Origin of the sequence: Stenotrophomonas sp. SrG, from assembly GCF_050031795.1 — a bacterium.
GTDB classification, from domain to species: domain Bacteria; phylum Pseudomonadota; class Gammaproteobacteria; order Xanthomonadales; family Xanthomonadaceae; genus Stenotrophomonas; species Stenotrophomonas rhizophila_A.
The window spans coordinates 1-238 of sequence record NZ_JBNBBE010001177.1 but is presented as its reverse complement, the minus strand read 5'-3'; the positions used below and the strand labels follow the sequence as shown (position 1 = coordinate 238).

The following is a 238-nucleotide window of genomic DNA, read 5'->3' as shown; positions in this document are numbered from 1 at the left end:
GAGTTCTTCCGGTCACGGCCCATGCGTGCGGTGCCCATTTCGTGGATGCGCTTGCGCTGCGCGTAGTCGTTGTCGTGCATCTCCTCGTCCTTGACCCCGGCGGCCTCCAGCATCTCGGCGGCATCGGCGGCCTTGTCCTGGCGCATGGCCTTCTCGTTCGCGCGCTGGGAAACGTCCCTCGCCAACACCGGCAGCCCCCACTTGTCCTGGCGGTCAGGGGCGAGGCGGATCGGGTTGT

The 238-nt window shown here is 67.6% G+C and carries 1 protein-coding gene; it reads right to left on the bottom strand.

The annotated features are described in order from the left end of the window. The coding region (locus tag ACQG3P_RS23160; RefSeq protein WP_426806353.1) for a GMC oxidoreductase at nucleotides 1-238 on the bottom strand (238 nt) is incomplete at both ends.